Here is a 25,100-nt window from a genome sequence, read left to right on the forward strand (position 1 = left end):
AACTCTACTGACCGGGCGGCCGGGGGCGGTGACCGGGCGGCCGCATCCCGGCAGCCCTTATTGCGTATATGTTGCAATAAGTGTCAGGCTGCAACGAGCGCCGAGGCGACGGCAAGGCGACGCCCAGGGTGACGGCAAAGGCGACGCCCAGGGCGACGGCAAAGGTGAGGACGAGGGGATCGGATCGGTGAGGGGGACCGGATCGGCGGGCACGCCGGTGGTGCTGGGGATCGAATCCTCCTGCGACGAGACGGGCGCGGGCCTGGTGCGCGACGGCAAGCTGCTCGGGCACGCCCTCGCGTCGAGCATGGACGCGCACGCCCGGTTCGGCGGCGTGGTGCCCGAGATCGCCGCCCGCGCCCACGTCCACGCCCTGACGCCCGTCGTGCGCGGCGCCCTGGCCGACGCGGGGCTGCGCGCGGCCGACATCGGCGCGGTCGCGGTGACCTGCGGCCCGGGGCTGTCCGGCGCGCTCCAGGTCGGGCTGGCCGGCGCCAAGTCACTGGCGTACGCGCTCGGCGTCCCCCTCTACGGCGTGCACCACCTCGCCGGGCACGTCGCCGCCGACACCCTCGAACACGGCCCGCTGCCCGACCCGTGCGTGGTCCTCATCGTCTCCGGCGGCCACACCTCGCTGCTGCTCGTACGGGACCTGGCGCGCGACCCGATCACCCACCTCGGCGACACGCTCGACGACGCCGCGGGGGAGTGCTTCGACAAGGCCGCGCGCCTCTTCGGGCTGCCGTATCCCGGCGGCCCGGCCATAGACCGGACAGCGCGCGAGGGGGATCCGCGCGCTGTCCCCTTTCCCCGCCCGCTCACCGGCGGCCCGCCCGCGCACCGCTTCACGTTCTCCTTCTCGGGCCTGAAGACGGCGGCCGCCCGCTGGGCCGAACACCACCGCGCCACGGGCCGGCCGCTGCCCGTCGCGGACGGCGCGGCCTCGCTCCAGGAGGCGGTCGCCGACGTGCTGACCCGTAAGGCGGTGGCCGCCTGCACCGAGCACGGCGTGGGAACGCTGGTCGTCGTCGGCGGGGTGGCCGCCAACTCCCGGGTGCGGGCCCTGGCCGAGGAACGGTGCGCGGCGGCCGGCATCACGCTGCGGGTACCGCCACCGCGTCTGTGCACGGACAACGGCGCGATGATCGCCGCGGTCGGCGACCTGCTGGTCCGCGCCGGCGCCCGGCCCGCGCCCTGGGACGTCTCGATCGACCCGTCGGCTCCCTTGGAGTACGCGGCGCTGCATCCGGTGGCGCGGGAGCCCGCTACCGCCGGGGACCTGCTCCGCGCTCAGGACCGCGCGAAGTCCTCCCCCTCTTTGACGTAGCCGCACCGGGCGCAGACGGAGATGGGCTGCCCGTCCGAATCGCGCTGGCCCCACATGGTGTTGTGACAGCGCGGGCAGCCGCTCGTCCGGATACCGCGCGGGCCGAGCGGTGGCGGGTCAGGGGTGGCGGCGACATAAGAGATGATCTTTTCCCGATCCCGCGCGCTGTCTCCTGCCATGCGCAGCAGGTTCGCCAGCCGTGTGCGCGCTTCGTCGGCGAAGCTACCCATGCTTCGGGAGGGTATCGGGCGACACCGGTCCGCATTGCCGCCTCCGACCGATTTACACCCGAGGGTGGTAGACCGCGCGCGGCGCCGGGCGGCCGTTCGACGGTAATGACAACGGTCACCGGTGCAGCCTTTGGATCTTTCGCCGATGTGCGGTTTGCTTCGCAGCGAGGACCCAGGAAGGAGCGCGCCATGACCGAGCACGCCCACGGGCACGACGGGACGGGGCAGCCCGCACACCCCCATACGCACGGCCACTCCCACGCCGTCTCCCCCGACGCCGACCGCCGCTGGCTGCGCGCCGCGCTCCTGCTGATCACCGTCTACATGGCCGTCGAGGTCGTCATCGGCTTCCTGGCCCAGTCCCTGGCGCTGATCTCCGACGCCGCCCACATGCTCACCGACGCCGTCTCGATCGTGCTGGCGCTCCTGGCGATGCGGCTGGCCGCGCGGCCGGCCCGCGGCGGCTACACCTACGGCCTCAAGCGGGCCGAGATCCTCTCCGCGCAGGCCAACGGCATCACGCTGCTGCTGCTCTCCGTCTGGCTCGCCTACGAGGCGGTCGACCGGCTGATCTCGCCGCCCGCGGTCACCGGCGGCCTGGTGGTCGTCACCGCGCTCTCCGGCGTCGTCGTCAACCTCGTCTGCGCCTGGCTGCTGTCCCGGGCCAACCGCTCCAGCCTCAACGTCGAGGGCGCCTACCAGCACATCCTCACCGACCTGTTCGGCTTCATCGCCACCGCGATCGCCGGTCTGATCGTGCTGACCACCGGCTTCGCGCGGGCCGACGCGATCGCCACGCTCGTGGTCGTCGCCCTGATGCTGAAGGCCGGTACCGGTCTGGTCCGCGAATCCGGGCGGATCTTCATGGAGGCCGCGCCGGCCGGCGTCGACCCGGACGCGCTCGGCGACCACCTCGCCTCCGCCGACGAGGTCGTGGAGATCCACGACCTGCACATCTGGCAGATCACCTCCGGCCAGCCGGCCCTGTCCGCGCACATCCTCGTCGCCCCGGGCGGCGACTGCCACAAGGTCCGCCGCGGCCTCCAGGAACTCCTCAGCGACCGGTACGGCATCACCCACGCCACGCTCCAGGTCGACCACGTGGGCGAATGGGCCCCCGCCGACGAACTCCTCACCCTGAGCCCCGGCCCGGCCCCCGAGCCGCCCCCCGCCCCCCACTGCGAGGACATCCACGGTCCGGTCCACCGCCCCGGCCCGCACGAGCACTAGGCCCTCACGCGGTCCCCTGCCCCTCGAATCCGCCCGCCACGACGGCGGCCCGGAACGCGGCCCACGAGCCCGGCACGAGCCGGAGCACGGGGCCGCCGGGGTCCTTGGAATCGCGTATGCCGACGGTGCCGGGGATGTTGGTGGCCACCTCCACGCACTCGTTGTGAGGGTCACTGAAGCTGGACTTGAGGAACTCGAATTCGGTCATCGCTCACAGTTCTTTGCTGAGGCTGCTGATGAACGCTCGCGACTCGTTGTCGCCAAGCGCTTGCTGTGCGATTTTCTCGAACAGGTCGTCATTAAGGAAGTCGCCATCGGCAGCCCCCTCTCCGCCCTCGATCCACAGCGGCATACGCGGGAGCTCGGCGTAGACCACTTCCATCGCTCCCGGCTCGGCGAAGGAGAGAACGCTGAAGCCGCAGCCCAGGCCCAATCGCGCACCGGCACTGAACGGAAGCACCCGGACGCTGACGTTCGGCATCTGCGCCATCGCGGCGAGGTGCTCAAGCTGTCCACGCATCACGGCCGCGCCGCCGACCAGATTCCTCAGAACGGATTCGAAGACGACCGCCTGCAACCGAAGCGGCGGGTCGTCCGTGAGCCGGCCCTGGCGAGCCAGCCTCGCGGTGACGAAGTGGTCATCCGGGTTGAGCGCCCGTACGTAGTCGGAGGTTTGCAGCAGGCCCGGGACGAAGGCGATCTGCCAGGTCTTGATGGCCTTGGCGGCGCTCTCCAGGACGGAGTACTCCTTCATCGACGGGGAGAAGGGCGCGTCGTTCCACCAGCCTTTGGCCTTGCGGCGTTCGCGGTCAACGCGGGCCAGTTCCAGCAGCCCGCCCACGACCGTAGGGTCCTCCACGCCGTACGCCTCGCACAGAGCCCGGATGTCCGGATCCCGCACGGGGACCCAGCCGCCCTCCATCTTCGCGACCTTGCCCGTGGAAGCGGTGAGCACCTTCGCGGCCTGGGTTTGTGTCAGACCAGCCGCGGTGCGGTGCCGCATGAGCTCCCCACCGAGCCTCCGCCCCAGGACAGTTGAGGTGCGCCCCGCTCGCGGACGACGTACGGCTGCTGGTCTCCGAGCTGGCCACCAACGCGCTGGTGCACGGTGCCGTGCGCGGCCGCCTCTTCCGTGTGCGGCTCCTCCTCACCACGGGCTCGCTGCGGATCGCGGTGACCGATGCCCGTGGTGAGCGCCTGCCGTACGAGAGCGAGCGCGCGCCGGACGCCACGTACGGACGGGGGTTACTCCTGGTCCATACGCTCTCCGCCCGGTGGGGAGTGCACCTGCTGGGCGTCGGCAAGACGGTGTGGTGCGAGCTGGAGCTACGGGTGGACGGCGCCCGCTCACCCGGGTGAGCCCGCCGACCCGCCGACCCGCCGACCCGCCGCCCGGTCACCCGTTGGCACCGGCTCCGGTCGCGGGCGGGGTGCGCGGGGGATTGTCTGAGAGGTGGCCGCAGCCGCCGTTCAGGAAGGATCCGGACGCGATGTCAGCGAGCGCACCCGAATGCGCCGGCGGTCGGGCGGCGGAGGCGGACGGCGCGCCGCAGCGGCCCGGGCGGCCCGGACGCGCGTTCGGTGGGGGCTTGTTGTTGCTGCTCGCGGCGCTGCTGCTGCCGCTGAGCGTGGTGGCCGTGTGGGCGCGGACCGAACTCGCCGACACCGACAGCTACGTGACGGCGGTCGCCCCGCTCGCCGGGCACCGCGCCGTCCAGGACGCCATCGTCGCCGACGTCACCGACGGAGTGATGGCACAGGTCCGGCTCGACGGGCTGCTGGCGGCCGTCCCGCGCGCCGAGCGGCCCGCGCTGCGCGCGCGGTTCTCCCGTGGGATCCGCGAGTTCGTCGGCGAACAGGTGCGCCGGGTCGTCACCGGACGGGCCTTCCCCGCCCTGTGGGCCGATGTCCACCGCAGCGCCCACCGGGCCCTGGACGGCACCCTGACGGCCTCCGGGGACGGTCCGGTGACCGTCGATCTCGCGCCGGTCGTCGAACGCGTCAGACACCGGCTGTCCACGAACGGCCTGGGCATCGACATCGCCCGGCGGATCCCCGTCGCCGGGCGCGAGTTCGTGCTGCTGAGGTCCCCCGACGTGCCACGGGTCCGGGCCGTCTACCAGGGCGTGCGTACGGCGGCGCTGTCGCTGCCCCCGGCGGCGGCCCTGTGCCTGGCGGCCGGACTGCTGCTGACCCGCCGCCGGCGGCGCGCCCTGATCTGCGCCGGGGCGGCCTGCGCGACGACCACCGCCCTGCTGGCCACCGCCCTCGCCGCCGCCCGCACCCGCCTCCTCAACGCCCTGCCCACCGCGATCTCCCGCCCGGCCGCCGACGCCTACACCGACGCCCTCACCGCCCCCCTGCGCACCGCCGTCTGGCTCCTCCTGACCGCCGCACTCCTGACCGCCACCGTCGCCGCGGCGGGACCACCGGCCGTACGGGCACTGCGGCGCGGCGGGTATCGGTGACGGCGGCGCGGCGCAAACGTCCGGCGGCCTTCCGCTATCCGCCGTCCGCCGTCCGCCGTCCGCTGTCCGCTGTCCGCCGTCCGCTGCCTTTTGTCTGTCGCCCCCCACCGCCCACCGCCTCAGAGCGTCAACACCGTCTTCCCCTGTGCCCGTCCCGTGCGGCTTGTCGCGAGGGCGTCCGGGGCCTCCTCCAGGGGGACCTCGCGGCCGACGAGGACGGTCAGGCGGCCGGCGTCGACCTGGCCGGCGAGGATTTCCAGGAGTTGGGGGGAGGGGCGGTTGGCGAAGTTGAAGCCGCGGAGGTTGTGTTCGGTCAGGATGTCCGCGTCGGCGGAGCCGATGGTGGAGACGGCCGTGCCGCCGTCGCGTACCGTCCGGGTCAACTCCACGAAGTCCTCCGGCCCGCTGACCAGGTCGATCAGGACGTCCACACCGTCGGGGCGGGCGGCGAGCACCTGGTCGGCGACCGGGGCCGCGGTGTGGTCGATGGTCTCGGTGGCGCCCAGCGCGTGCATCAGGTCCGACTTGGGCGGGCGGGCGGTGGCGATCACCTCGGCGCCGCGGCCGGCCGCCAGTTGGGTGGCGAAGGTGCCCACCCCGCCGGTCGCGCCGACGATCAGCACCCGCCGCCCCTCGCTGACCCGCGTCTCCTCGACCAGGTTGTAGGCGGCCGTCCCGGCCATCGGGACGGCCGCCGAGGCGGCGTAGGTCACGCTGCGGGCGGCCGGGGCGATGGACCGTTCGTCGGCGAGGGCGAGTTCGCAGTACGAACCGCCGCCCCGCTCCGGCCGCTGGAACTGGCCGAACACCGCGTCGCCGACCGTGAACCGTCGCACCCCGGTCCCGATCGCGAGCACCTCGCCCGCCCCGTCCGAACCCAGGATGAGGGGGAAGATCGCGGGCACCGCCGCGCCGAGCAGGCCGTCGGCGAGCTTCCAGTCGACGGGGTTGAGCCCGGCGGCCGACAGCCGCACGAGTACCTCACCCGGCCCTGGTTCGGGCTGTGGCAGATCCATGAGCTGCGGCTGTTCACCGAATGCGCTGACTGCTACGGCTCTCATCGTGCGTTCCTTCCACCCTTCCGAACCGGGGGCCGGAGTGGATCGTAAGCACGCCGGTGGTGCCGGACGCGGCAGGAGGACAGGCGGTGCCCCTTAAGCAACTCGTACGGCCCCCGTGCCGGCCCGGTCCGGCCGCCGCCGAACGTGTGGCCGGGTCCTGGGAGGAGCGGACGGCGTGACCGGGCCCGCACCTCGTGAGCCGCGTGGGCCGGGCCCGGTCCTCGTGGACCGCGTGGGCCGGGCCCGGCCCGCCGCCGGTCCTACGCCGCCTGGAGGGCGAGCGTGGGCGAGAGGCGGGCGGCCCGTACGGCCGGGTAGAGGCCGGCGACGCAGCCGATCGCCAGCGTCGCGCCGAAACCGCCGCCGACCGCCCAGGGCGGCACCACCCACGGCATGCCGCCCGCGGCCGCGAAGACGTAGGTGGCGGCCGCGCCCAGGACGATGCCGGCGAGCCCGCCCAGGCCCGACAGCAGCAGGGACTCGGTCACGAACTGGAGGCGGATCTGGCCCCGGGTGGCGCCCATGGAGCGGCGCAACCCGATCTCGTGCCGGCGCTCCAACACCGAAATGATCATGGTGTTGGCGACCCCGACCCCGCCGACGAGCAGGGCCACCCCGCCCAGCCCGAGCAGCAGATCCGTGAACGCGCCCGCCGCCTGCGCCTTGGCCTGGAGCGCCGAGGACGGGTCGGTGACCTGCACGTTGCGCGGATTGCGCGGATCGACGGTGCGCGGGATCAGGTCGCGTACGGCGTGCACGGACGCGTCGGTGGACCGCTCGTAGACGGCCGTGGGGTGGCCGTCGAAGCCGAGCAGGTCGCGCGCGGCCGACCAGCCCACCAGGGCGGACCGTTCGATCTCGGGGGCCAGCGGCAGCGGGCCGAGGATGCCGACGACGGTGAAGTAACGGCCGCCGAGGTGGACCTGCTGGCCGGGCCGGGTGATGCCGAGCCGGTCGGCGCTGACGTCGCCGAGGACGACGGAGGGGTAGCGGCCGTTGGCGCGGTTGAGCCAGGAGCCGGCCGCCATGGTGCCGCGCAGCGTACGCAGCAGGCCCTCGTCGGCGGCCTTGACCGTGATACCGCCGGTCTCCTCCCGGGGGATCTTCTCGTTGCGGCGCACGACGGCGGACAGGTCGCCGGTGGCGCCCACCTGCCGCACCCCCTCGATCCGCCCGACCCTTCCCGGCGCCTGTCCGTCCAGCTTCACCTTTTCCCCGAACATGCCCTGACCGGGCGTGACGACCAGCAGGTTGGTACCCAACGTGTCGAGCTTGCGCAGGAGTTGGGCCTTGCTGGAGGCGGAGATGCCGACCACCGCGATCATCGTGGCGATGCCGATGGCGATGCCGAGCGCGGACAGGACGACGCGCAGGGGGCGGGTGCGCAGGCCGGCGGAGCCGACGTGCAGGACATCGCGCGGGCCGAGGGGGGAGGGGGCGAGTTCGGCGGCCGGTCCCTTGTGCCTCACCGCTCCGCGCTCCGGGGCGCGGTGGTGTGCCGCTCGTCCGCGACCACCCGGCCGTCGCGGATCCGTACCTGCCGGGGCAGCGCGGCGGCGATGTCGCTGTCGTGCGTGATGACGGCGATGGTGGCGCCCTCCTTGTTGAGGTCGTGCAGCAGGGCCATGACCGCCTCGCCGGAGGCGGAGTCCAGCGCGCCGGTCGGTTCGTCGGCCAGCAGCAGATCGGGTTCGCCGACCACCGCCCGCGCGATGGCCACCCGCTGCTTCTGACCGCCCGACAGCTCGTGCGGGCGGTGTCCCATCCGGTCGGCGAGCCCGACCCGTTCCAGGGCGTCCGCCGCCCGGCGGCGGCGGACGGCCCGCGGCAGGCCGGAGTACAGCAGGCCCTCGGCGACGTTGTCCCGTGCGCTGATGCCGGGCACCAGGTGGAAGGACTGGAAGACGAAGCCGATGTGCCGGGCGCGCAGTGCGGACAGCCGGCGGTCGGTCAGCGCGGCCACGTCGTGGCCCGCGAGGGTGACCGCGCCGGCCGTCGGGCGGTCCAGGGTGCCGACGATGTGCAGCAGCGTGGACTTGCCGGAGCCGGACGGGCCGACGATGGCCAGCAACTCCGCGCGCGCCACCCGGAGGTCGACCCCGCGCAGCGCGGCGACCCCGCCGGGGTACTCCTTGGTGACTCCGGCCAGTTCTACGACGTAATCGGTGACGACGTGATCGGTGGGGTGGGGGGTGGGGGGTGGGGCGGCCGGCAGAGTGGGCTCTGCGGTCGGGGGGCCGTTCATGACGCCGGCACCCCGACCTTCGTGCCCGGTTTCAGGCCGCCGCCGGTGACCTCGACCCGGCCCTGGCCGAACATGCCCAGTTTCACCCGCACTTCGCGGGCCCTGCCGCCCTCGACAACCTGGACGCCGAAGCCGCCCGAGGGCAGGGCGAGCAGCGCGTTGACCGGCACCGTCAGCACGTCCTCGCGTACCTCGCCGACGAGGTCGACGGTGACCGGCGACCGGTCGAAGGCGGTGACCTCGCCGGGGTCGGTGAAGGTGACCCGCGCGGTGATCTTCGGGGTTTTCTCCTGGCCGTCGCCACCCTCCTCGGTGACCGTCCGGTCGACCGAGGCGACCTTGCCGCCGGCGGTGGTGCCGTCCGGCAGGTTCACCGTGACCTCGGTGCCGGGCTCGGCCAGAGCGGCCTGCGCGACATCGAGCTTGACCCGGACCTCGCGCGCCGAACCGGTGACGGACAGCACCGGCCGGCCGGGCGCGGCCTGGTCGCCGACCGCCGCCGCTCTCGCGCTGATCCGTACGGCGCCGGGCTGGAAGGAGATCTGGTCCGGGCCGGTGGTGCCGCTCTGTTTCAGGCCGTGCGCCTTCTGCCAGCGCTTGACGGCGTCGGTGGTGCCCGCGGTGAACTCCTCGTCCGTGGCCAGTTGGTCGCCGTAGCCCAGCGCGCGCAGGTTCTCCTTCAACTGCTGGACGTCCTCGCCCTCGTCCCCCTGTTTCAGGGGCCGGTACATGGGTTTCGGGCCGTACATCAGCCGGACCGGGTGGCCGTCGGCCTCGTAGAGCGCGCCGTCCCGCCGCACCGTGGAGCCGGTGGCGGGCAGCCACGTCAGGGTGCCGCTCGCACCGGCGTTGATCCTGCGTTCCTTGGCGTAGCCGAGGGTGCCGTCGACCTGGGTGCTGTTGCTGAGGTCCTGGCGCCGGACGGTGTCGGTGGCGGGCGGCAGGGCGCCCCCGCCGCCGTGCCGCGCTCCGGTGTCCGCCCGGCCGGTGAACGAGCCGAGCGCCGCGCCGCCGCCGGCCAGCAGGGCGACGACGGCCAGTGCGCAGAGCACGGAGGTCTTCGCGCGGCCGCGGCGGGCGTCCGGCCGCCGCTCGTCAGCCGGCATTCTGGCCGCCGCACGCCGAGTTGGCCTTTTCGAACTTCTTTTCCTGGCCCTTGGGAATGCCCATCGCCTTCTGCATCCCGTCGCCGCCGAACTTGGGGTCGGGCATGTGGAATCCGTTCTCGCGCATACAGCGGGCGTACGCGAGCGCCTTGTCCTTGTCCGCCTGGCTCGGCCCGTCCTGACCGGCGCCCGGACCGCTGTCCTGGCACGCCTTGAACGCCTTCTTCATCTTGGCCGGATCGGTTTTCTGATCGCCGCCGACGACCATGCTGCGCGGGTCCTGCCCCGGCTTGGGCTCCTCGACCTTCACCCCGTGTTCCCGCAGGCACTGGCGGTGCTTGTACGCCGCGTCCGCCGCCTTGCCCTTCCCGCCCGCGCCGGAGCCGCCGCCCGCGCCCTTGTCCGCCGCGCCGCCCCCGCCGGAGCAGGCGGTGGCGAACACCGCCAGGCCCGCCATCAACGATGCCGCCGCGAGTGACGCCTTGCGCTGCCTCATGGTTTTCCTCCGTGCCGAATTCGGATGTGACCGACGGCGCAGAGGCTGGCAGGGGGCGGCATTTCGTTTCTCTAACCTGTCTCCGAAACAGGTCTCGCCTGTCTGGGAAACAGCTCTCGCCTGTCTCCGAAACAGGTCTCGCCGGCTGGGCCGCGCCCGGCGGCCTCCGCGTTTACACCGCCGAAAGGTGCCTGTCGGGTACACATGACCCATGCGCGTTCTGGTGGTGGAGGACGAGGAATTCCTCGCGGAAATGATTGCCGAGGGGTTGCGCCGTGACGCGATCGCGGCGGATATCGCCCATGACGGCCGGGAGGCGCTGGGCAAGCTGCGGCTCGGCGCGTACGACGTGCTCGTCCTGGACCGGGACCTGCCCGGAATGCACGGCGACGAGGTCTGCCGGCAGGTCGTCGGGCAGCGGCTGCTGACCCGGGTGCTGATGCTCACCGCCTCCGGCACGGTCCGCGACCGGGTCGACGGCCTCGGCCGGGGCGCCGACGACTACCTGACCAAGCCGTTCGCGTACGAGGAGCTGCTCGCCCGGGTCCTGGCGCTCGGCCGGCGCGCCCGCCCGGCGCTGCCGCCGGTCCTGGAGCGGGCGGGCGTGAGCGTCGACACCGCGCGCCGGCTCGCGCTGCGCGACGGCCGCCCGCTGGCGCTGTCGCGCAAGGAGTTCGGGGTGCTGGAGGTGCTGCTGCGCGCCGAGGGGGCGGTGGTCAGCGGCGACGACCTGATCGAGGAGGTCTGGGAGGAGCACACCAGCTACCGCACCAACGCCGTCCGCGTCACCCTCAGCAAACTGCGCGCCAAGCTGGGCGAGCCGCCGGTGATCGAGACGGTCCCGGGCGCGGGCTACCGGATGAGCGAGGGGCCGGACGCACCAGAGGCACGAGCCGCGCGATGAGCGCTTCCCCGACCGGCCGCCGCCGACTGCCCGGCGGCGAACGCCTGCGGCTCACCGCCCTCTACGGCGGACTGCTGGTCCTGGCCGGCACGATGCTGACCGGCCTCGTCTACGTCCTGCTGCGGCGCGGCCTCTACTCCACCCTCAGCCTGGCCGTCACGACCGCGGCCCCCAGCCGGCCGGGCCCGCTCGCACCGGCCGGCACCGCCATACCCTCCCCCGGCCCCACCATGACCCCGGCCTCGCCGCTGCCCTCCCCCGCCCGGCAGCTCGCCGACGGCGGCCTCTACAGCGTCACCAGGAACATCACCAGTGCCGCCGAAGAGGCCGCGCTCAGCCGCCTGGTGACGGTCTCGCTGACCGCGCTGCTGGTCTTCGCCGTCGTCTCCGTGGCGCTGGCCTGGTGGATGGCCGGGCGGGTGCTGCGCCCGGTGTCCGTCATTACCCGCACCGCCCGCCGGCTGTCCGCCGCCAACCTGCACGAACGCATCGCACTGGACGCGCCGCCCGGCGAACTCAAGCACCTCGCCGACACCTTCGACGAAATGCTCGACCGGATCCAGCACCTGGTCTCCGCGCAGCAGCGGTTCGCCGCCAACGCCGCCCACGAGCTGCGGACCCCGCTGGCCGTGCAGCGCGCCGCCGCCGAGATCGGCCTGGCGGACCCGGACCCGGCCAACGTACGGCGCATCCGCGGCAAGCTGATCGAGGTCGCCGAGGACAGTGAGCAACTGATCGAGGGTTTGCTGCTGCTGTCCGTCTCCGACCAGGGGCTGCAACGCCGGGAGCCGGTCGCGCTCGGCGCGCTCGCCGAGTCCGTGGCCGCCGAGTACGCCGACGACGCCTGGCGGCGCGGCCTGACGCTCGCCACCGACGTCCTCCCGCTGACCGTCGACGGCGACCCGGTCCTGCTCGCCCATCTGGTCCGCAACCTCGTGGCCAACGCCGTACGCCACAACCGTCCCGACGGTCGCATCACGCTCAGCGTCCACGACCGCACCCTGGAGATCAGCAACACCGGTCCGCCCGTGCCGCCGGAGTCCGTCCCCTACCTCTTCGAGCCCTTCCGCCGCCTGGAGGAACGCCGGCACGCGCCCGGCGAGGGCGCCGGCCTCGGACTGTCGATCGTCGCCTCGCTGGCCCGCGCGCACGCCGCCTCGGCCACCGCCCACGCCAACCCCGGGGGCGGCCTGACGGTACGGGTGACGTTCCCCGCCCGGTTGCCCGCCTGATCGCTTCGCGAGCGCGCCCTGAACGGGCCGCCGATGCCTTACACACCCCATGTATACATCCAGTGTGTACTTGCTATGTATAGTCCGCCGCATGTCGAAGAAGAAGAGGTCCGCGGGCCACCGCACGTCCATAGCCGGGCTGCTGACGGCCGCCTCCCTGGCCATGGCCCTCAGCGGCTGCGCGACGTACGACGTCACCGCACCGGCCGACGCCCGGGACGAGGCCCCGCCGGCCGCCGTCGAAGCGAAGGACGCGCAGGACGGGAAGAACGGGAGGCCGCGGGACGGCGGCGGCGGCGCCGGCCGGGACGTCGACTGCCGCAAGGCCAAGTGCGTCGCCCTCACCTTCGACGCGGGCCCCAGCGAGAACACCCCCCGGCTGCTGGACATCCTCAAGCGCGAGAAGGTCCACGCGACGTTCTTCATGCTCGGCAGGAACCACATCGCCGAGCGTCCCGAGGACGTGAAGCGGATCGACGCCGAGGGCCACGAACTGGCCAACCACACCTGGTCGCACCAGATCCTGACGGACATCGCGCCCGCCGAGGTGAAGAAGGAGCTCTCCCTGGTCCAGGACGCGGTGCGCGACCTCACCGGCAAGACGCCCCGGCTGATGCGTCCGCCGCAGGGCAGGACCGACGGCGAGGTCTCCAGGATCAGCGAGGAGCTGGGGCTCGCGCAGGTCCTGTGGAGCGTGACCGCCAAGGATTACCAGACCAACGACTCCGCGCTGATCACCGAGCGGGTGCTCGAACAGACCGAGCGCGACGGCGTCATCCTGCTGCACGACATCTACAAGGGCACCGTGCCGGCCGTCCCCGGCATCCTCAAGGAACTCAAGAAGCGCGGCTATACCGTCGTCACCGTCTCCCAGTTGCTGTCCCCGGCGAAGCCGGAGCCGGGGATGGTCTACCGGCCGTAGGACCGCTCACAGGACCGCTCGCAGGGCCGCTCGCAGGGCGTCGGCCGGCGGACCACGTCGAAGGGGGGCGCCGGACAATCCGGCGCCCCCCTTCGACGATCCTCGCGGCGTCAGCCCCGCGACGGCTCCGCCTCTACCCGCTTGCGGTCGGCGGCCCCCGGCGACGCGGTCGGCGCCTTCGGCCCACCGGGCGCACCCGCCGCACCGGACGTCGGCTTGCCCGGCCGCGCGATGGCCTCCGTGTCCTGCGGGAACGTGAGCTGCCGACTCTGCCACTCCAGCGCGGGCACGACCTCGCGCCGCCACGTCGTGAACTGGTGGCTGCCCTGCGGCAGGATGATCGAGTCCACCGTCATCGGCGGCTTCGCCGCGCGGACGAACCGCATGGTGGGGCCGTAGCCCTTCTCGCCCTTGCGGCTGCTGGCCACCAGCGCGGAGATCTGCGGTGCGGGCAGGTGCTCCAGACGCCACAGCAGATCGTGCTCGCGCTCGCGCCGCGCGCCGTCCTCGCCGCTGCCGAAGAGGCTGCCGGTGGTGAGGTCGTCCTTGATCGCGTAGTCACCGGAGAGGGACACGGCCGAGGTGTAGATCCCGGGATTGCGCATCGCGAGCTGGAGCGCGCAGGTGCCACCGGACGAATAGCCGAACGCGCCCCAGGCGCTGGGGTCGCGGCCCACCCGGTACGCCGACTTCATGGCGTCCGGCAGGTCCTTGGTGAAGAACGTCTCGGCCTGCGGTCCGTCCGGCACGTCCACGCACTCGGTGTCCCGGGGCGGCGCGATGGTCGGCCGCACCATGACGATCACGGTGGGCTGCATCTTGCCCTGCGCGATCAGCCGGCCGGCGTTCTGCGGCACCTGGAGGTGCTGGGCGAGGTTCATGATGCCGCCGGGGTAACCGCTGATGACGACCATGACGGGGAACCGCTGGCGGCGGAACTGCGGCTGGAAATACTGCGGCGGCAGATAGACGAAGCCCGGGTTGATGGCGCGCGTCCGGCGGCCGATGATGCGGACGGACTCGATCTTGCCGACCTTGTCGGCGGGGCCCTGGGGAAGGCCGGTCACCCGGTCGAGGCCCTGCGGGCCGGCCGGCTGGACCAGGCCGCCCTTGGTGTCGCCGACGGAGGCGTACTGCCCGCCGCCGTTGCTGACCGACACCGGTGCCTTCTCCTCGTTGCCCAGGAGGTCGTCCCAGGTGCCGTAGAACTCGAAGCTCGAATTCACCGCGAGGGCGAGGGCGCACAGGATGGAGAGCTGCGTGACCGCGATGGCGCCGAGCCTGCCCAGGACGGGCCGCAGGCCGCGCCGCGACAGCCGGGGCCAGAGCCAGACCGTGGCGGCCACGCTGATCAAGGCCAGCACGATCACCGTGTATTCGAGCGACTGACTGGTCAGCCCCATGCGCCCACATCTCCCGTCACCCTCGAAAGGGTTCTTGCCTTTTTAACGGCCGCCTAGAGGCACAACGGGCGGCTCCGGACAATGGTCACCGGAGAAGAGGGGCACACCTGCGAATCGGATACCTGAACGACTTACTTCTTACCCAGATCTTGCCTTCCCGTTTCCGCGGCGTGATGTGGGGCGCCCCTTCCCCCGGCAACAGGGGCGCCCCGGCTCACGTGGCAGCACCGACGCGACGGGCCGTGCGCGGGGCTCCGCGACCCCACCGACGCCCGCCCGCGCGGCTTTTACGCCCCGATGTCCCGCCCGTCCTCGCGCCACACGCCGACCACCGACGGCCGCACCAGCTTCCCGGGCCCGTCCGGCCAGAGCGACGCCGGCCGCTCCACACTCGCGCCGTCCACCTCGCCCGGGTGCTGCACGGCGACCAGCACCCGCCGGTCCTGCACGATCGGCCCGCACGTCTCGGCACCGGTCGGCACGGTCAGGAACTGCCGGACCTCGCCCCGCCGGGCGCCGGCCGTCGCCACACCGAACAGCCCGTCATGACTGCCCAGCGCGTTGCCGTCCGTCGAGATCCACAGGTTGCCGTACGCGTCGAAGGTGAGGTTGTCCGGGCAGGAGATCGGGCTGACCTGGTCCTTGGGGAAGCCGCCGAAGTACGTCGAGGGGTCCTCGGGGTCGCCGCACACCAGGAACAGCCGCCAGTGGAAACGGCCCGCCGCCGGGTCGTCCCGGTGCTCGGCCAGCTCCAGAACCTGCCCGTGCTTGTTGGCGTTGCGCGGATTGGCCTCGTCGGCGGGCGCCTTGCCGGCCTTGCCCCGGTCGCCGTTGTTCGTCAGCGCGATGTAGACGCGGCCGGTGCGCGGGCTGGGCTCGACATCCTCGGGTCGGTCCATCTTCGTGGCGCCCACCTTGTCGGCGGCCATCCGCGTGAAGACGTACACCTCTTCCGCCGTCATCCCCGGCACATGCGAGGTGGTGCCGGTCGCCAGCGGGATCCACCGCCCCGACCCGTCGAACCGCCCGTCCTCCGGCAGCTTCCCGGAGCCGTCGATCTCGTCCGCCGGGCTGTCCCCCGTGAACTTCGCGACGTACAGCGTCCCCTCGTCCAGCAGCGTGCGGTTGTGCTCCCGGGCGGCCCGTCCGCCGCCCCGCTTCATCCGCTTGCCGGAGACGAACTTGTAGAAGTAGTCGAACTTCTCGTCGTCGCCCATGTAGAGCACCGGCCGGCCGTCCGCCGTCAGCCGCGGCTCGGCCGCCTCGTGCTTGAAGCGCCCCAGCGCCGTCAGCTTGCGCGGTGTCGACTCGGGGTCGTACGGGTCGATCTCCACGACCCACCCGAACCGGTTCGCCTCGTTGGGCTCACGCGTCACATCGAAGCGCCGGTCGAACCGCTCCCACTTGCGCTGGCTCGCACCCCCCGTGATCCCGTACCGCTTGAGCCGGGCCGCGGCGGCGGGATCGGTGACGGATCCCCCGTTGGCGAAGTACTGGTTGAAGTTCTCCTCACCGGAGAGCACCGTGCCCCACGGCGTGATGCCGCCGCCGCAGTTGTTGAGCGTGCCGAGTACGCGGGTGCCCTCGGGGTCGGCGGACGTCCTCAGCAGTTCGCTGCCCGCCGCCGGGCCGGTGACGTCGAACGGCGTGGTGCCGGTGATCCGCCGGTTGAGGTGGTGGCGGGTGACCGCCGTCAGCTTCCCCGTCCGCCGCTCCTCCTGCGCCACGAGGACGGACAGCCCGTGCGCGGCCCAGCCGATCTCCGCCTGTTCGCGGGTCGGGTTCTCCGCGTCGTAGCCGGCGAACATGAGCTGCTCGTCGGTGTACTCGTGGTTGATCACCAGCAGTTGCCGGCCGCGCTCGCCCGGCACGTCCAGCACCGCCATGTAGTCGTTGTTGTAACCGAACTGACCCGCCTGCGCCGTGGCCGACTGCCGTTCCGGGTCGAAGGCCGGCGCCCCGCGCAGAATCGGGTCACCCCATCGGATGAGGACATTCTGCGCATGCCCGTCCGGAACGACCACCGCGTCAACGGTGTTGGGCGCGACCGTCGGGAACCGCAGCCCCCGCGCCGCCTTGCCCGTCTTCCCGCCGGCCGCGCTCGCGGCGTCGTCGGCGGTGGCGGCCGCGGCCTCGGGCGCACCCGCACCGGCCAGGGCGCCGCCCGCGGCCGCCGCGACCGTCACCACGGCCGCCGCCCGCACCACCGACCGACGCGAGAGGGCCCCCGCGATGACCTCACCGACGTACTCGTTGCCGCTCACATTGGGCGTGTCGTGAAAACACGCGTCGCCACAGCGGTACCGGCAGGTCATGGCCGAACGCCCGCCCGGATGCGAGCCGATCAGTGGCAGAAACTTGCGCACGCTTTCCCCTCCGTATGGATCCGTGCGGCCCTTCCCGGGAGCCGGACGGCATCGAACGCGACCGTTCGATTCGCCGTGACGCTATGGGCGCCGCCCCGCCTCCCGGCATCGCAAACATGAACGCCCGGTGAATCCGACACCACGACAAGTCCGCGCGGCACGGTACGAACGGTCAACCCGGGCTCTGCGGAGGCATGTCCTCCCGGCCGACGGAGCGGGCCGGATCCCTGGCGAACGGAGCGGCCCAACTCCCCGGTCCACGCACCGAGACGGCGCCCGCCCCGTCACGAATGTCCGAGGGCCGAAACCCCCTCCCATCCACACAGACCCGGATGGCCCAGCAATCCCCCACCACACGAGGCGCGGGGTCCCACGATGAGCCCGGTGCAGGCCGCTACCCTTACGTATCCGTCCTGGTCAGGGACATGTCTGTGCTTCACGGACATACGCCGCACCCACCACACGCTAAGAGAGGTTCGCCGATGGGCATTCGGAGTCTGCTGCGCAACGCTTTCGGTCGCTCCAAGGCGACCCGTGAAGAATCCGGCGCGGCACCGACCGGCGCCGATACGCCGGAGTCGGCAACGATCCCGGAGGCCCGCGAGGAGTCCGCCCCGGCATCGACCACCCCGGCCTCGGAACCCGAGGTCCCCGCCGCCCGCACGGCGCCCACCGAGCCCACGGCCCCCGAGCCGGCCCCGGCGGCGACCCTGCCGACCCAGGGCACCCCCTCGGAGAGCACGGGCGACGGCGCGCCGGTGAGCGCGGACCGGCCGGAGGCCGAGGCGCGCGTCGAGGCCCCGGCCGAGCCCACGCCCGTCAAGGCCGAGGTGGCCGACGAGCCCGACGCGGCCGACGAGGCCCCGCGGGGCGACAAGGCCGTCCAGGTCGAGGAGAGGGCCGAAGCCGCCGAGGCAGCCGCCGACCCGGTGGACGCGGCCCCCGCCGACAACCTCTCCGACCTGGTGAGCCGGGCCTTCGACAACCCGGCCCCGACCGCTGTCACCGAGGCGGCTCCCGAGCCGGCGAAGGCCGAGACCACGGAGGCGGAGCCCGTCGAGGCCGAGGCCGTGGAGCCCGAGACCGTTGAGCCGAAGGCCGTTGAGCCGAAGGCCGTTGAACCGAAGGCCGTAGAGCCCGAGGCCACGGTCGAGGCCGCCGAGCCCGCCCCGGCCCCCGAGGCCGAGCAGGAGCCCGCCTCCGCCGCCCTCTCCCTCTCCAAGGTCGAGGCCACCGCCCCCGGGCTCGTCAGCCTCTACAAGTCGGCGTCCGCCACCCTGGAGAAGCACGGGCTCACCACCCAGCGCGCCGCCGTCTACCTGGTCCTCGACCGCTCCGGCTCGATGCGCAACTACTACAAGGACGGCACGGTCCAGCACCTCGCCGAACAGGCCCTCGGCCTCTCCGCCAACCTCGACGACGACGGCACCGTCCCGGTCATCTTCTTCTCCACCGACATCGACGGCTCGGCCGACCTCGACCTGACCAACTACGAGGGCCGCATCGAGGAACTGCACGCGGGCCTCGGCCACATGGGCCGGACGAACTACCACTGGGCCATCAACGCCGTGGTCGACCACTACAAGAAGTCCGGCTCCACCGTCCCCGCGTTCGTCATCTTCCAGACCGACGGCGCCCCGACCTCCAAGCCGGCCGCCGAAAAGGCCCTGTGCGAGGCGGCCCAACTGCCCATCTTCTGGCAGTTCGTCGGTTTCGGCGACCCGGACGCCAAGGGCTTCGACTTCCTCCGCAAGCTCGACGACCTGGCCGTCCCGGACAAGCGCGTCGTCGACAACGCCGGCTTCTTCCACGCCGGCCGCGAGCCCCGCGGCCTCTCCTCCGACGAGCTCTACCAGCAGCTCATGGTCGAATTCCCCGAGTGGCTCACCGAGGCCCGCAGCGCCGGCGTCCTCAAGGACAACTGACCCCTCCCACCCCGTCCCCACCCACCGGCCGCGGCCGGGCCCCCGGGCCCACCGCGGCCGGCGCCGTTCGGGTACGGGCGGCGGCCGCCGGCCCGCCGCCCACCAGCCGCCCGTACGCGTCCCCCCGCGGGCTCCCCATCAGGAGGCGAGGTCGCCCCCCGCTGCCTAACCTGAATGGGTGAAGCGCTCCGGGTTGCCCCGGTATGCGCGGGTGGCCGTAGGCGGGGTTCCGGCGGAGGCGGGTCGTGATGAGTCGAGCGAGCCAGGCGGAAACACCCTCGAACCCTCCGAGCTGGGCGGCGGAGAAGGAGCCCGATCCGCGGCGGTGGTGGGCGCTCGTGGTGATCGCCATCGCCCAGTTGATGGTGGTGCTGGATGCGACGATCGTGAACATCGCCTTGCCGTCGGCCCAGCGGGATCTTCAGATGTCGGACGCCAACCGGCAGTGGGTGATCACCGCGTACACCCTCGCGTTCGGCGGGCTCCTGCTGCTCGGCGGGCGGATCGCCGACCTGGTGGGCCGGAAGATGACGTTCGTGATCGGCCTGATCGGGTTCGCGGTGGCGTCGGGTCTCGGCGGGGCGGCGACGAATCCGGGGCTGCTGTTCGGGGCCCGCGCGCTTCAGGGGGCCTTCGGCGCGCTGCTGGCGCCCACCGCGCTGTCACTGCTGACCACGACCTTCACCATCGGCAAGGAGCGCAGCAAGGCGTTCGGGATCTACGGCGCCATCGCCGGTGGCGGCGCGGCGATCGGACTGATCGCGGGCGGTCTGCTGACCGAGTACCTGGACTGGCGCTGGTGCCTGTACGTGAACATCCCGATCGCGGCCGTCGCACTCGTCGGCGCGCTCGTCCTCCTGCACGACAAGCCCGTCCGCGGCCGCTCCCGGCTGGACGTACCCGGTGCGGTGCTCGGCTGCGCCGGTCTGGTCGCGATCGTCTACGGGTGCAGCGAGGCGCAGCCGCGTGGCTGGAGTGACGCGCGGGTCATCGCTCTGCTCGTGGGAGGCGGGGCGCTGCTGGCGGTCTTCGCCTGGTGGCAGACGCGGGCGCGTCACCCGCTGCTGCCGCTGCACATCGTCCGGGACCGCAACCGCGGCGGGGCCTTCCTCACGATGGGACTGGCGTTCATCTCGCTGTTCGGGATGTTCCTGTTCATGACCTATTACCTCCAGGTCGTGCTCGGGTATTCACCGGTCAAGACGGGACTGGCGTTTCTGCCGATGACCGGGGCGATCATCGTCGGATCGACGCAGATATCGGCCCGGCTGCTGCACCACCTGGCGCCGCGCCTGCTGATGGTGCCGGGCGCGCTGCTGGCCGCGGTGGGGATGTATCTGCTGACGTATCTGACCGCCGAGCCCGCCTTCGTCTCCCACGTCCTGCCCGCGGAGCTCCTGGTCGGCCTGGGGATGGGCCTGATCTTCATGCCGGTGATGGCGACGGCGACGTCGGGGGTGGCGCGGCACGATTCCGGTGTCACGTCCGCGACCGTCAACACCGCGCAGCAGGTGGGCGGTTCGATCGGTACGGCGCTGCTCAACACCATCGCGACCTCGATCAGCGCCACGTACGTCGCGTCGCACCTCGCGGACGCCGCGCGCCGGAACGGGGGCCGGGTCCCGCCCGGTGTGCGCGACGGCATCGTCAAGGACGGGGTGGTGGACGGGTTCACCGTGTCCATCGGCGTGGGGGCGGCGATCATGTTGCTGGCCGCGGTGATCGCGGGGCTGATGATCACGGCCCGGGCACCGAAGGACGGGCCGGTCCCGGCGGACGGCGGCGCGGAGTCGGCGGACGCGGCGGCGTAGCCCCCGCAGACGGTGGGGCGGCGGGCCTCAGAGACCGCCGCTCCAGTGTGGTGCCCTCCCTTCCCACTCCCCGAAACGCCTAGCCGTGGCCCTCGGCCCGTCCAGTACGATATTGACGTTCCGTAAAGCAAATCCTCACTTTCCGTAGCGACTTGGGAGCAGCCGGCAATGGCTCGACACCTCATCACCAGCGCCCTTCCGTATATCAACGGGATCAAGCACCTGGGCAACATGGTGGGGTCCATGCTCCCGGCCGATGTCTACGCCCGGTATCTGCGCCGGCGCGGGCACGACGTGCTCTACATCTGCGCGACGGACGAGCACGGCACGCCCGCCGAGCTGGCCGCGAAGGCCGCCGGCCAGTCGGTGGACGCGTTCTGCGCCGAGCAGCACGACAAGCAGAAGGCGATCTACGACGGCTTCGAGCTGGACTTCGACTACTTCGGCCGGAGCTCGTCGCCGGAGAACGTCGAGCTGACGCAGCACTTCGCGCGCAAGCTCCACGAGAACGGCTTCATCGAGGAGCGGGCGATCCGCCAGGTCTTCTCGATCGCCGACGACCGCTTCCTGCCCGACCGCTACATCGTCGGCACGTGTCCGCACTGCGGCTACGACAAGGCGCGCGGCGACCAGTGCGAGAACTGCACCCGGGTCCTGGACCCGACCGACCTGATCGACGCCCGGTCGGCGATCAGCGGCAGCGGTGAGCTGGAGGTGCGGGAGACCAAGCACCTGTTCCTGCTCCAGTCCAAGCTCCAGCACGAGGTCGAGGGCTGGCTGGCGGAGAACGGCAGCAAGGAGTGGCCGACGCTGGCCTCCTCCATCGCCCACAAGTGGCTGACGGAGGGCCTCCAGGACCGCGCGATCACCCGCGACCTGGACTGGGGCGTGCCCGTCCCGGCCGATGTGTGGCCCGAGCTGGCGGCCGAGGGCAAGGTCTTCTACGTATGGTTCGACGCCCCGATCGAGTACATCGGCTCCACGAAGGAGTGGGCGGACCAGGCGCCCGAGGAGCGCGACTGGAAGTCGTGGTGGTACGAGGCCGACGACGTGCGCTACACGGAGTTCATGGCCAAGGACAACGTCCCCTTCCACAGCGTGATGTTCCCGGCCACGCAGCTCGGCACCCGTGAGCCGTGGAAGAAGGTCGACTTCCTCAAGGCGTTCAACTGGCTGAACTACTACGGCGGGAAGTTCTCCACCTCCCAGCAGCGCGGCATCTTCACCGACGCGGCGCTGGAGCTGCTGCCGGCCGACTACTGGCGCTACTTCCTGATCGCCAACGCCCCGGAGTCGGACGACACCTCCTTCACCTGGGAGCTGTTCTCCTCCTCGGTCAACAAGGACCTCGCGGACACCCTCGGCAACTTCGTCAACCGCGTCCTGTCGTTCTCGCGCAAGCGCTTCGGCGACGAGGTGCCGGCGGGCGCGGAGGCCGGCGCCGCCGAGCGGAAGCTGGGCGAGGAGATCGCCGGGCTGCTCGCGGAGTACGAGGGCCACATGGAGGCCCTCCAGTTCCGTAAGGCGGCGGCCTCGCTGCGCGCCCTGTGGAGCGCGGGCAACTCCTACCTGGAGGAGAAGGCCCCGTGGCTGGAGATCAAGACCGACAAGGACGCGGCGGCGCTGACGCTGCGCACGGCGATGAACCTCATCCACCTGTACGCGGTCGTCTCCGAGCCGTTCATTCCGGCGTCGGCGCGGGCGATGCGCGGTGCGTTCTCGCTGGAGAACGACACGGCGGCGTGGGTCTCCCAGGAGGAGGCGAAGGCCCTGGCCTCGGTGCCGGCCGGGACGCCGTTCACGGTGCCGCCCGTGCTCTTCGCGAAGATCACCGAGGAGGACCTGGAGTCGTACCGCGCACGCTTCGGCGGCGGTGACGAGGCGTAACGACCGCCTCCCCGGCCCCTGACACCCGCACGCCCTCGGACCGCTCCCGGTCCGGGGGCGTCGTCGTACCCGGACCGGACGTGCGCCCGGGAGCGTTGTCAGTGGCGGGTGGGACGCTGAGCGAGTGACCTTCACCGAGCGTTCCGTGCCGCCCATGACCGCCGACGAGCGCACCACCCTGGAGTCCTGGCTCGACTTCCACCGTGCCACCCTGGCGGCGAAGTGCGCCGGTCTCGACGAGGAGGGAGCCCGGCGGGCGTCCGCCGGGCCCTCGCCCATGACGCTGCTCGGGCTCGTCCGGCATCTGGCGGAGGTGGAGCGGACGTGGTTCCGGCGCGTACTGCGGGGCGCCGAGCTGCCGACGATAGGGGGCGACGCCTACGACCCGGCCGCGCCCGACGGCGGCTTCGCGCTGACGGACGACGCCACGCTCGCCGGGACGCTCGCGCTGTGGCGGGAGGAGGTCCGTGCCTCGCGGGCCGCCTGCGCGGGAGTGGGCCTGGAGGCGACCGGTGACTTCCGTGGCGCGCCGGTCTCACTGCGCTGGATCTACGTCCACATGATCGAGGAGTACGCCCGGCACAACGGGCACGCGGACCTGATACGCGAGCGGGTGGACGGCGTCACGGGCGTGTGAGGCGGACAGCGTGAAGGGCCCGTAGCCGTCCCCGGCACGGGCCCTTCACGGACGGCGGTCGGGCCGCCGGCGCCGCTACTTCACCTGCGGCTTGCGCAGCGACAGGTGCAGTTCCTTCAGCCGCGCCTCGTCGACCTCGCTCGGGGCGCCCATGAGCAGGTCCTGGGCGTTGCCGTTGAGCGGGAAGGCGATCGTTTCGCGGATGTTGGGCTCGTCGGCGAGCAGCATGACGATGCGGTCGACGCCCGGGGCGATGCCGCCGTGCGGCGGGGCGCCGAACTTGAACGCGCGGAGCATGCCGCCGAACTCCGCCTCGACGGTCTCCTTGTCGTAACCGGCGATGCCGAAGGCCTTGTACATGACCTCGGGCTCGTGGTTGCGGATCGCGCCGGAGGACAGCTCGACGCCGTTGCAGACGATGTCGTACTGCCAGGCCAGGATGTCCAGCGGGTCCTTGGTCTCCAGCGCCTCCAGGCCGCCCTGGGGCATGGAGAAGGGGTTGTGAGAGAACTCGATCTTCCCGGTGTCCTCGTCCTTCTCGAACATCGGGAAGTCGACGATCCAGCAGAAGCGGAACTCGCCGTCGACGAAGTGGCCGGCGCGCTTGGCGGCCTCGACGCGGACCGCGCCCATGATCTTGGAAACCTCGTCGAACTCGCCGGCGCCGAAGAACACGGCGTGGCCGGGCTGGAGGTCCAGGGCCGTGACCAGCGACTTGACGTCGTCCTCGGTGAGGAACTTGGCGATCGGGCCGCTGAGGGTGTTGTCGTCGCCGACGCGCACCCAGGCCAGGCCCTTCGCGCCCTGCTGGACGGCGAAGTCACCCATCTGGTCGAAGAACTTGCGCGGCTGCCCGGCGGTGTCCGGGACGGCCAGGGCGCGGACGTGCTTGCCCGCGAAGGCCTTGAAGCCCGAGCCGGCGAACACGTCGGAGACGTCCACCAGCTCCAGCTCGGCGCGCAGGTCGGGCTTGTCGGAGCCGTACTTGAGCATCGACTCGCGGAAGGGGATGCGCGGGAAGGGCGAGGTGACCGTGCGGCCGTTGCCGAACTCGGTGAAGAGCTCGGTCATCAGCTTCTCGATCGGCTGGAAGACGTCCTCCTGCTCGACGAAGCTCATCTCGACGTCGAGCTGGTAGAACTCGCCCGGCGAACGGTCCGCGCGGGCGTCCTCGTCGCGGAAGCAGGGCGCGATCTGGAAGTAGCGGTCGAAGCCGGCGATCATCAGGAGCTGCTTGAACTGCTGGGGGGCCTGCGGCAGCGCGTAGAACTTGCCGGCGTGCAGGCGGGAGGGGACCAGGAAGTCGCGGGCGCCCTCGGGGGAGGTCGCGGACAGGATCGGGGTCGCCATCTCGTTGAAGCCGAGTGCGGTCATCTTGTGCCGGATGGCGGAGATGACGGCGGTGCGCAGCAGGATGTTGCGGTGCATGCGCTCGCGGCGCAGATCGAGGAAGCGGTATTCGAGGCGCTTCTCCTCGTTGACACCGTCGTCGGCGTTGATCGTGAAGGGGATCTGGTCGGCGGCGCCGAGCACCTCGACCTCGGTCACCTCGATCTCGATCTCGCCGGTGGGCAGGTCGGGGTTGACGTTGTCCGCACCGCGGGCGCTGACCTTGCCGTCGACACGGACGACGGTCTCCTTGGTCAGGTGGCTGAGCGCCTCGTTGGCGGGCGTGCCGGGACGGGCGACGAGCTGCACCAGACCGTAGTGGTCGCGCAGATCGATGAAGAGGATGCCGCCCAGGTCACGTCGATTGTGCAGCCAGCCGCTGAGGCGGACGTCGGTGTCGACGTCCGCGGCTCGGAGCTCGCCGCAGTTATGGGACCGGTACCGATGCATCGCTCATCCAA

At 72.0% G+C, this 25,100-nt stretch carries 22 protein-coding genes; 11 read left to right on the forward strand and 11 right to left on the reverse strand.

What is annotated here, in order from left to right:
• Positions 1 to 187: 187 nt before the first annotated feature.
• Positions 188 to 1,327: a tRNA (adenosine(37)-N6)-threonylcarbamoyltransferase complex transferase subunit TsaD gene (tsaD, locus tag ACZ45Z_RS25720; RefSeq protein ID WP_468366762.1), complete on the forward strand. Its 1,140-nt coding sequence runs from the start codon at positions 188 to 190 to the stop codon at positions 1,325 to 1,327.
• Here tsaD and ACZ45Z_RS25725 read toward each other — a convergent pair.
• Complete coding sequence (locus ACZ45Z_RS25725; RefSeq protein ID WP_468366765.1) at positions 1,291 to 1,557, reverse strand: hypothetical protein; 267 nt, start codon at positions 1,555 to 1,557, stop codon at positions 1,291 to 1,293. The genes tsaD and ACZ45Z_RS25725 overlap by 37 nt on opposite strands.
• A 189-nt stretch (positions 1,558 to 1,746) precedes the next feature.
• Between ACZ45Z_RS25725 and ACZ45Z_RS25730 the strand changes: the two genes are divergently transcribed.
• Positions 1,747 to 2,787: a cation diffusion facilitator family transporter gene (locus ACZ45Z_RS25730; RefSeq protein ID WP_468366767.1), complete on the forward strand. Its 1,041-nt coding sequence runs from the start codon at positions 1,747 to 1,749 to the stop codon at positions 2,785 to 2,787.
• A gap of 4 nt (positions 2,788 to 2,791) precedes the next feature.
• On the opposite strand, the gene ACZ45Z_RS25735 is transcribed toward ACZ45Z_RS25730, so the two are convergent.
• Entirely contained in the window at positions 2,792 to 2,995 is a 204-nt protein-coding gene (locus ACZ45Z_RS25735; protein ID WP_468366770.1) for a DUF397 domain-containing protein, read from the reverse strand.
• Positions 2,996 to 2,998: 3 nt separating this feature from the next.
• Positions 2,999 to 3,817, reverse strand: coding sequence for a helix-turn-helix domain-containing protein (locus tag ACZ45Z_RS25740; protein WP_468367033.1), 819 nt, complete (start codon positions 3,815 to 3,817; stop codon positions 2,999 to 3,001).
• A gap of 5 nt (positions 3,818 to 3,822) precedes the next feature.
• Here ACZ45Z_RS25740 and ACZ45Z_RS25745 point away from each other — a divergent pair, with 5 nt between their 5' ends.
• Together ACZ45Z_RS25745 and ACZ45Z_RS25750 are read left to right on the forward strand one after the other, a co-directional pair.
• Positions 3,823 to 4,146 (forward strand): ATP-binding protein, encoded by a 324-nt coding sequence (locus ACZ45Z_RS25745; protein ID WP_468366773.1) that lies wholly within the window; start codon positions 3,823 to 3,825, stop codon positions 4,144 to 4,146.
• A 131-nt stretch (positions 4,147 to 4,277) separates the two neighbouring features.
• Entirely contained in the window at positions 4,278 to 5,255 is a 978-nt protein-coding gene (locus tag ACZ45Z_RS25750; protein ID WP_468366776.1) for a hypothetical protein, read from the forward strand.
• A gap of 119 nt (positions 5,256 to 5,374) precedes the next feature.
• On the opposite strand, the gene ACZ45Z_RS25755 is transcribed toward ACZ45Z_RS25750, so the two are convergent.
• The 5 genes from ACZ45Z_RS25755 to ACZ45Z_RS25775 all read right to left on the reverse strand — a co-directional run bounded on the left by ACZ45Z_RS25755 (position 5,375) and on the right by ACZ45Z_RS25775 (position 10,163).
• Entirely contained in the window at positions 5,375 to 6,316 is a 942-nt protein-coding gene (locus ACZ45Z_RS25755; protein WP_468366779.1) for an NADP-dependent oxidoreductase, read from the reverse strand.
• Between the two features lie 260 nt (positions 6,317 to 6,576).
• Entirely contained in the window at positions 6,577 to 7,785 is a 1,209-nt protein-coding gene (locus tag ACZ45Z_RS25760) for an ABC transporter permease (RefSeq protein WP_468366782.1), read from the reverse strand.
• The gene (locus ACZ45Z_RS25765; protein WP_468366785.1) at positions 7,782 to 8,561 is read right to left on the reverse strand and encodes an ABC transporter ATP-binding protein; all 780 of its coding nucleotides are present in this window, start codon (positions 8,559 to 8,561) and stop codon (positions 7,782 to 7,784) included. Before ACZ45Z_RS25765 ends, ACZ45Z_RS25760 begins: the two co-directional genes overlap by 4 nt.
• A complete protein-coding gene (locus tag ACZ45Z_RS25770) occupies positions 8,558 to 9,667 on the reverse strand; it encodes a peptidoglycan-binding protein (protein ID WP_468366788.1) in 1,110 nt (369 codons plus the stop codon). Before ACZ45Z_RS25770 ends, ACZ45Z_RS25765 begins: the two co-directional genes overlap by 4 nt.
• On the reverse strand, positions 9,657 to 10,163 hold the full coding sequence (locus ACZ45Z_RS25775) for a hypothetical protein (protein ID WP_468366791.1): 507 nt from the start codon (positions 10,161 to 10,163) through the stop codon (positions 9,657 to 9,659). Before ACZ45Z_RS25775 ends, ACZ45Z_RS25770 begins: the two co-directional genes overlap by 11 nt.
• Positions 10,164 to 10,374: 211 nt before the next feature.
• On the opposite strand from ACZ45Z_RS25775, the gene ACZ45Z_RS25780 reads away from it, so the two are divergent.
• From ACZ45Z_RS25780 to ACZ45Z_RS25790, 3 genes are all read left to right on the forward strand, one after another.
• The gene (locus tag ACZ45Z_RS25780; RefSeq protein WP_468366794.1) at positions 10,375 to 11,067 is read left to right on the forward strand and encodes a response regulator transcription factor; all 693 of its coding nucleotides are present in this window, start codon (positions 10,375 to 10,377) and stop codon (positions 11,065 to 11,067) included.
• Positions 11,064 to 12,299 carry a sensor histidine kinase gene (locus tag ACZ45Z_RS25785; RefSeq protein ID WP_468366797.1) on the forward strand — a complete coding sequence of 412 codons (1,236 nt, stop codon included), beginning with the start codon at positions 11,064 to 11,066 and terminating at the stop codon, positions 12,297 to 12,299. Before ACZ45Z_RS25780 ends, ACZ45Z_RS25785 begins: the two co-directional genes overlap by 4 nt.
• Positions 12,300 to 12,390: 91 nt before the next feature.
• Entirely contained in the window at positions 12,391 to 13,221 is an 831-nt protein-coding gene (locus ACZ45Z_RS25790; protein WP_468366800.1) for a polysaccharide deacetylase family protein, read from the forward strand.
• 110 nt (positions 13,222 to 13,331) lie between these two features.
• Here ACZ45Z_RS25790 and ACZ45Z_RS25795 read toward each other — a convergent pair whose 3' ends face one another.
• Together ACZ45Z_RS25795 and ACZ45Z_RS25800 are read right to left on the reverse strand one after the other, a co-directional pair.
• Positions 13,332 to 14,624: an alpha/beta hydrolase gene (locus tag ACZ45Z_RS25795; protein WP_468366803.1), complete on the reverse strand. Its 1,293-nt coding sequence runs from the start codon at positions 14,622 to 14,624 to the stop codon at positions 13,332 to 13,334.
• A 287-nt stretch (positions 14,625 to 14,911) separates the two neighbouring features.
• Positions 14,912 to 16,990, reverse strand: a complete 2,079-nt coding sequence (locus tag ACZ45Z_RS25800; protein WP_468366806.1) for a PhoX family protein — start codon at positions 16,988 to 16,990, stop codon at positions 14,912 to 14,914.
• A gap of 482 nt (positions 16,991 to 17,472) precedes the next feature.
• Here ACZ45Z_RS25800 and ACZ45Z_RS25805 point away from each other — a divergent pair, with 482 nt between their 5' ends.
• The 4 genes from ACZ45Z_RS25805 to ACZ45Z_RS25820 all read left to right on the forward strand — a co-directional run bounded on the left by ACZ45Z_RS25805 (position 17,473) and on the right by ACZ45Z_RS25820 (position 23,250).
• Entirely contained in the window at positions 17,473 to 18,915 is a 1,443-nt protein-coding gene (locus ACZ45Z_RS25805; protein ID WP_468366809.1) for a vWA domain-containing protein, read from the forward strand.
• Between the two features lie 248 nt (positions 18,916 to 19,163).
• Positions 19,164 to 20,726, forward strand: a complete 1,563-nt coding sequence (locus ACZ45Z_RS25810; protein ID WP_468366812.1) for an MFS transporter — start codon at positions 19,164 to 19,166, stop codon at positions 20,724 to 20,726.
• Positions 20,727 to 20,894: 168 nt separating this feature from the next.
• Complete coding sequence (gene metG, locus ACZ45Z_RS25815; protein WP_468366814.1) at positions 20,895 to 22,613, forward strand: methionine--tRNA ligase; 1,719 nt, start codon at positions 20,895 to 20,897, stop codon at positions 22,611 to 22,613.
• A 124-nt stretch (positions 22,614 to 22,737) separates the two neighbouring features.
• Positions 22,738 to 23,250, forward strand: a complete 513-nt coding sequence (locus ACZ45Z_RS25820) for a DinB family protein (protein ID WP_468366816.1) — start codon at positions 22,738 to 22,740, stop codon at positions 23,248 to 23,250.
• Positions 23,251 to 23,325: 75 nt separating this feature from the next.
• Here ACZ45Z_RS25820 and aspS read toward each other — a convergent pair whose 3' ends face one another.
• Positions 23,326 to 25,089 carry an aspartate--tRNA ligase gene (gene aspS / locus ACZ45Z_RS25825; RefSeq protein WP_468366819.1) on the reverse strand — a complete coding sequence of 588 codons (1,764 nt, stop codon included), beginning with the start codon at positions 25,087 to 25,089 and terminating at the stop codon, positions 23,326 to 23,328.
• Positions 25,090 to 25,100 lie beyond the last annotated feature (11 nt).

This window comes from Streptomyces sp. NPDC031210, from assembly GCF_055570395.1.